Raw genomic sequence first — 5,766 nt, forward strand, 5'->3', positions numbered from 1 at the left:
CGTTCAGCGCCTTGTGCTCCCAGAGCACGGGCCAGCGCAGGCCGACATCGGGGCCGGCGACGATCACGCCGTCGATGTGGCCGCGCAGCTTGCCGCCCGCCGCCTCGAACCCGAATTGTCCGCCGTCCGCGCGTTCGGTGCGAAGGTCGAAGCCCGCGCTGCGCAGCCAGCGGATGGAGAGCGTCTCGAACTGGTGGCCGGCGTCGAAGATACGCAGGATCGCGCCATCGAAATCCCGTCCCTCATCCTTGGGCGTATGGGTCACCTCGTAGACGAGCTTGCGCACGCAGGGCTCGCCGATCCGGCTGCCCCCGAGATAGTCGCGCGGCGTCTGCCGACGATTGCGTGCCACCAGCGCCGCATCGATCAGGGCATTGATCCGATCGGACACGCTGATCGCGTGGCCGATGCGGCCATAGATGAAGCCGGAGCCGTGGTTGAGATCGACGATCATGAGCGCGACCTCGCCCGAGCCTTGGCGGCGGGGTGCTGGTCTCCGGTGCGCGAACGGCAGTAGTCGAGAAATCCCGGCGCGTTGAGATTCTCCCGTTGCGTGCCCCAGCGAAGATTGTCAGCGCGATTATTGGCTGCGTTCTCATCGAGGTGCATGACCACGGCGCCCTCAAAGGGCGGGCTGCCATGGAATGCCTCGGCTACCAGCCGGGCGACCTTGTAGGTGCGATCGCCAATCGTGACGATAAAACGACCATCGGCCTTGTTCCACACGCCGAATGTCGGCGTTCCGCCATAGGGACGCTGCCCACCACGTGGCATCGCGCCACGATATGGGACCAGCATGATACGTCCCTCATTGCTGGCGAGAACGCCAGGCAGTGACGGAATATCTCTCCAGATTTCTCCATTGGTCATGGCAATTCGTCGTCTCTAAAAGGGCAAGGGATCGTCGAGCGGATCGCGGGCGGCTGCCTGGCGCTGCATCGACTCCTGAAACCCGTCGACGCAGGCCTCGATGATGCGATCGATCTCGGCCGCGCTCCGGTCGTAGAACGGCGCCATCAGGTCGAGCTCGGTGAGCGTCTCGGCGAGAAACCGGCGCGCCTCCTTGATCGCTCTGATCTCCATGTCGGTCTTGTCGATCATCCCGTTGTTCCTGTTGGCGAGCGCCGCGCCGACATCGAGGCAGCGCATCGAGCAGAAGCGGTGGTAGGGAAAGCGGTCCCAGCGCAGCTGGTGGACGTAGCCGAAGCCCCGCGCCTGACGTCCGCAGACGGCGCAGACGGCTACCCGAGCAAGAGCCGGGTCAGGTCCTCGGCGTCGTCCGGCTGATCCTTGATCCGGTGCGAGGCCAGGACGATGAACCGCGCGATCGCGTTCGCCGCCATGGCTTCCAGTTCGGGGAGCGTGAGAGCGGCGATGGGCTGGTGAAGCCTTCCGCGTCCTTCGAGCCATTGTCCCATCGCCTTCGCTGCCTCGCGCGTGACGTGCGCCTGCCACTCATCGGCCGTCATGACGGTCAGGTGTTGAGCCAAGCCGGGCCACTCGGGGCCGGCGTCGCTGCAGGTGCGGCTGCCGGGGCCGTTGCCGGAGCCGTGCCCGGCTGTGCCGGCCGGCTCCAGGCCGGGGCAGCGCTCGCAGGCGGCGATGCGGCGGGCTGCCCCCAGGCCGGAGCTGCGGGCGATGCGGGCGATACAGCCTTCGGCCGCGCGCGGGTGCTGGGGCTCGGCGCCAGGACCTCGCCGTCCATCACCTTCCGCCATTCCGGCTCGCTCGGCAGAACCACACGGTCGAGCTTGTTGCTGTCGCCGTAGCGCGGATCGTCGCTGGGCTCGACCTTGATCTTGGCAACGAAGGTGATGCCGTTGAGGTCGGCCAGACCGCGCAAGATCCGCTTCGCCTTGGCCGCCTCGCTCATGTCCTGCGGATCGAGCCCGAGCGCGCTGTCGATCATCGCGCGGAAGCTGCCCTTGGAAATCTTCCAGCCGATCGAGACGCCCTGCTCGTCGACCTTGCCGCCGGAGACGGTGAACATCTGCCAGAACTTGCGCCGGACGTGAGGGCCCTCGGCGACGGTGAACTCGGCATCCACCATCAGCACGTCGCTGCCGGGCGCGTTCGAAGCCTTGAGCAGCCCCCGGTCGATCTCGCTCTGGCCGTCGGTCCCACCCGGCCGGATGGTCATGGTGACCTTGGCGAAGGTGCCGTCGGGGATCAGTTCGCCGCTCTTCTGCGGCTCGGCGTCGTTCATGTCGAAGCTCATGGCTCGTCATCCTTTCCGGGTTGCGTTGATCTTGGAGAGCAGCGCGCCGAGGTCGGGCGGCTCGGTGACATCGAGACGGCCGCTGCGATCCTTCGCCGGCAGGCCGAAAGGATTGCCGGCGCGGCAGACGAGGCGGCGTTCTTCGCCGCGCTCGGGCTCATGCCGCCAGCCGTCGCCGTCGCGCGCGAACAGGCTCATGGTGATGACCTGATCGACGATGCCGGGGAGCTCGCGACCGGCCTTGCCACCTTCCATCTGCGGCTGCCAGGTCGTGCGGTTGAACTCGTCGGTGACGCGTTCGAGGATGCCGACGAAGATCACGGTCTTTCCGGAGGCGTGCTGCAGATGCTTGAGCAGGCCGATGACCTCGCGGGCAAGCAGGCCATAGGCGCCGCGGGTGTCCGGTTTGCCAGTCTTGTCGGAGAATGCCTCGGGCCGGGTCTTCGCCCAGGCCATGGCCTGGCGCGTGAGATCGGTAATGCTGTCGACGAAGATGATGCGCTTGCCCGCGATCATCTGAACGAGATCCGGATAGCTCTCCCTGAGATGCTGGTAATGCGCCTCGGAGAAGAAGCCGCTCGGGTCGGCCGACGGATTGACTCCACCAACGAGGCAGCCGAGGTCGAGGGCGTCGGCGAAGGTGCGCACCGGGATGCTGTCGCCGGGCCAGTCCTGGACCGACTTCATGCCGGCCTCGAGGTCGATGCAGAGGGTCTCGGCCGGCGGCAGCGATTTCAGCAAGGATGTCTTGCCGACGCCGCTCGGACCAAAGATCGCCATGGTGGTCTTGGCGCCGGCCGCGGACAGCCGTTCGTCGGCGCTGACGATGCGCAGCGCCATCAGCGGCCTCCCGTGTTGCGTGTCGCGACATCGAGCGCGCACTCACTCCCGCGCGCGCCAGCCTGCCGGGCGAGACCATAGAGCTTGCGCAAGGCGTGCAGGCGGTCGCCGACCGCGCTGAACTCGGCTTCGACCCCGAGCAAGGCGAAGGCGATATCGTCGAGCGTGGCGTCCTCGATCGGCTTGACCACCTGCTCGCGGCGGATTTCGCCGAGCACCGGAACGACGATGGTGTCGGGCAGCGCTTCGAGCGCGTAGTGGCGCTTGCGGATCTCGGTCAGTGCAGCAGAGCTGGTCATCGGGCATCCTCGGACTTGATGGTGAGACGGAAGGTCGGCTTGGCGGTCCGCACCGTGCGGGCGGCGGCGAAGGCCTCGCGGACGGCGGTAGGCCAGGCGGTGTATTTGCGCTCGGGGACCTTGAAGCCGATGTCGACGTAATCGGCCGGGTTCTCCCCGCTCGCACGGATGCGCTCGACGAGTGCGGCGAGCAGCGATTGGTCCCAGTCGACCTTCTTCGGGAGATCGGCAGCGACGACGACGGCGCCGTCCTCGAAACGAACGAGGCCGGTGTCCTTGCCCTCGGCCCGGCGCACCGTCGCTGCCGCGTCGGCATAGCGAAGCGCGATCGCACCTTCGAGCCACTCCTTGAGCCGCTTGGCGGCATCAAGTGCGGCGTCGGCATCCTCCTGGAGCAGCGCCAGATGCTCCGCCGGAAGCTTGGCGATCTCGCCGACCGGCATGGTGCGGATGTCGTCGAGACTGGGGCGGTTGTTGCGATCAGATGCCATCACGCCACCTCCGCCAGCAGGAGGGTGGACAGCGATACCGAGGCTTGTTTCGGCTTCGGGCGGGCGATGGCGAGATAGCTGTAATCGTCCGACCGGTGGCGACGCTGCACGAGATGGATCAGTCCGCGCTCGGCCGCCCACCAGGCGCGGCGCGCGACGCGGGCGAGTTCCGCCCGCTCCCGCTCGGCAAGGCGCGTGCCCTGCGGCATGGTGTCGAGCGCGAGGAATCCACGGTGATATTCGAGGATGTCGCCGGGCGCGGCCTGGCCGACCCAACCACAGAGTTCGATCTCGGTGAGCGGGTTCCGGACAGCGGGGAATCTGGATGCGATGACGTTCATGATGGGCTCCTACTCACGCGCTCGCCGAACCGTCTCACGAGGCCCGGACACCGATCGCCGTCAGGGCAAGGCGGATGTCCTTGACGCGGCGGTAGAGGCTGCTGCGGGCGCCATGGCCGCTCGCCGCAAGGCGATCGACGGTGGTCCGGGAGAGGGCTGCACAGAGAGAGCCGTCGGCGGGTTCGAGCGAGCCAAGACCGCGCTCGACATCGAGACGCTCCTCGGCGGTGGCGAACGCATCGACGGGCTGGCCGAAGAGCGCCGACAGCCCGTCGGCTTCGGCGATGAGGTCGCCGCGGGTCAGCCCGTCGCTCTCGGGAATGACCTCATCGAGCGAGACCGGCGTCGCGCCATACATCCGGCGCTCCCGCTTCACCTTGTTGGCGATGCGCGTCGCCCGATTGGCGAGGATGGCGCCGGCGAAGGCGCCGAGCGTGCCGCGATCTGCGTCGTAGGCGGGAAGCCGGGCGATCAGATCAACGAGCAGGTCCTGGCGGACATCGTCGAGATCGGCGCGAGGAAGCCGCAGCTGGCGGACGAGGCGGCGGGCCGCAATGTCCGCCTCATGAAGAAGGATCTGAAGGTCGTCTCGGGAAATCGAAGAGTGCATCGGTCAACGCCTCGGTCATCGTTCGTGATGTCCGCAGGTTGCCGATGCGCGCGCCAGGATAGGTGGGCACGACGTGGTGATGATGTGGGCGAAGTGTGGGTACTTGGCCCGCGACCACCGGAGACTTCCTGCGATTGGCCGATATCCATCGGCGCCGCAGGTTTGACTGACCGGCTAGGTGTTGCGCAGCTTATTTCGTTTGCAACGGTCGTTGAAATACATCCTTTAAGTCGCGCAACTGGCCGTTCTCATCGAACCAGGTCGCCACTCGATCGATTTCTTTCTCAAAGTCACCGTCGGGGAACCAGCGCATGACTGTGCTCGGCGAAACATTCAGTGCTCCGGCGAGCATCCTGAAGCTCGGCTTGATCCCCCGCGCCTTCAACTGCCCACCGATTGTGATCGCCGCCCATCGCTTCTGATGGGCATCAGAAGCTTGCTCATACTCAGGGTTGGAGCCACCCAGTCGCTCGCGAATGAGAACGATGAGATCCCTCGGGATGTAGAGGTCGTCGTTCCAGCTCAACGCGTCCAACATGCAGGCAATGAGCCAGTTCACCAGCTTGTCGGGAATGGCGAGCCCACGTCGCGTGAGATGAGTTTGCCCAGCCTTAGCGAGGTTCTTGGCCTCGATCAGCTTCTCCATGATCTGGAGAGAGACCTCGCTGATTGCCTCGGGATCGGCATCGAGGACGGAAGCGATCATTTCCGGATCGAACCCGTACTTCCGCAGCTCGCCCTCCATGAAGTAGAGCTGGTCCATACCACCGATTACGGCGACCTCAATTTCGGCGGACGGGTCAGCACGGCGAAGCTTCACGTAGTGCTCGATGGACGGGGCCTTCTTGTATGCCAAGCTCTGCTCATTGTACCCGCCATCTTCCTTGCTGCCGTATCCGGCCATGGCTTTTGCCTCCAAAGACGGCTTCCCGCTCAGCGAGCTAGGAAAGCAATTCGATTTCCTCCG

Annotated in this window: 11 protein-coding genes; all 11 read right to left on the reverse strand. The window is 65.8% G+C overall.

Annotation, left to right across the window (positions count from 1 at the left end):
* On the reverse strand, positions 1 to 454 hold a 454-nt coding region (locus ABU113_RS16835), incomplete at its 3' end, for a hypothetical protein (protein ID WP_454560616.1).
* A complete protein-coding gene (locus ABU113_RS16840) occupies positions 451 to 870 on the reverse strand; it encodes an HNH endonuclease (RefSeq protein WP_454560617.1) in 420 nt (139 codons plus the stop codon). The genes ABU113_RS16835 and ABU113_RS16840, both read right to left, overlap by 4 nt.
* A 15-nt stretch (positions 871 to 885) precedes the next feature.
* Positions 886 to 1,101: a DUF6511 domain-containing protein gene (locus tag ABU113_RS16845; RefSeq protein WP_454560618.1), complete on the reverse strand. Its 216-nt coding sequence runs from the start codon at positions 1,099 to 1,101 to the stop codon at positions 886 to 888.
* A gap of 140 nt (positions 1,102 to 1,241) precedes the next feature.
* Positions 1,242 to 1,469: a hypothetical protein gene (locus ABU113_RS16850; protein ID WP_027444218.1), complete on the reverse strand. Its 228-nt coding sequence runs from the start codon at positions 1,467 to 1,469 to the stop codon at positions 1,242 to 1,244.
* A 5-nt stretch (positions 1,470 to 1,474) separates the two neighbouring features.
* Complete coding sequence (locus ABU113_RS16855) at positions 1,475 to 2,218, reverse strand: hypothetical protein (protein WP_454560619.1); 744 nt, start codon at positions 2,216 to 2,218, stop codon at positions 1,475 to 1,477.
* Positions 2,219 to 2,224: 6 nt separating this feature from the next.
* The gene (locus tag ABU113_RS16860; protein WP_454560620.1) at positions 2,225 to 3,058 is read right to left on the reverse strand and encodes an ATP-binding protein; all 834 of its coding nucleotides are present in this window, start codon (positions 3,056 to 3,058) and stop codon (positions 2,225 to 2,227) included.
* Positions 3,058 to 3,357: a hypothetical protein gene (locus tag ABU113_RS16865; RefSeq protein ID WP_454560621.1), complete on the reverse strand. Its 300-nt coding sequence runs from the start codon at positions 3,355 to 3,357 to the stop codon at positions 3,058 to 3,060. Before ABU113_RS16865 ends, ABU113_RS16860 begins: the two co-directional genes overlap by 1 nt.
* Complete coding sequence (locus ABU113_RS16870) at positions 3,354 to 3,848, reverse strand: hypothetical protein (protein WP_454560622.1); 495 nt, start codon at positions 3,846 to 3,848, stop codon at positions 3,354 to 3,356. The genes ABU113_RS16865 and ABU113_RS16870 overlap by 4 nt, the downstream gene beginning before the upstream one ends.
* Positions 3,848 to 4,189, reverse strand: coding sequence for a hypothetical protein (locus ABU113_RS16875; protein ID WP_454560623.1), 342 nt, complete (start codon positions 4,187 to 4,189; stop codon positions 3,848 to 3,850). The genes ABU113_RS16870 and ABU113_RS16875 overlap by 1 nt, the downstream gene beginning before the upstream one ends.
* A 34-nt stretch (positions 4,190 to 4,223) precedes the next feature.
* On the reverse strand, positions 4,224 to 4,799 hold the full coding sequence (locus ABU113_RS16880; RefSeq protein ID WP_454560624.1) for a hypothetical protein: 576 nt from the start codon (positions 4,797 to 4,799) through the stop codon (positions 4,224 to 4,226).
* Between the two features lie 190 nt (positions 4,800 to 4,989).
* Positions 4,990 to 5,766: hypothetical protein (locus ABU113_RS16885; protein WP_454560625.1), on the reverse strand; the 777-nt coding region annotated here is incomplete at its 5' end.

It is taken from the genome of Parapedomonas caeni, from assembly GCF_041060555.1.
Taxonomy (GTDB): Bacteria; Pseudomonadota; Alphaproteobacteria; order Sphingomonadales; family Sphingomonadaceae; genus CAUJIW01.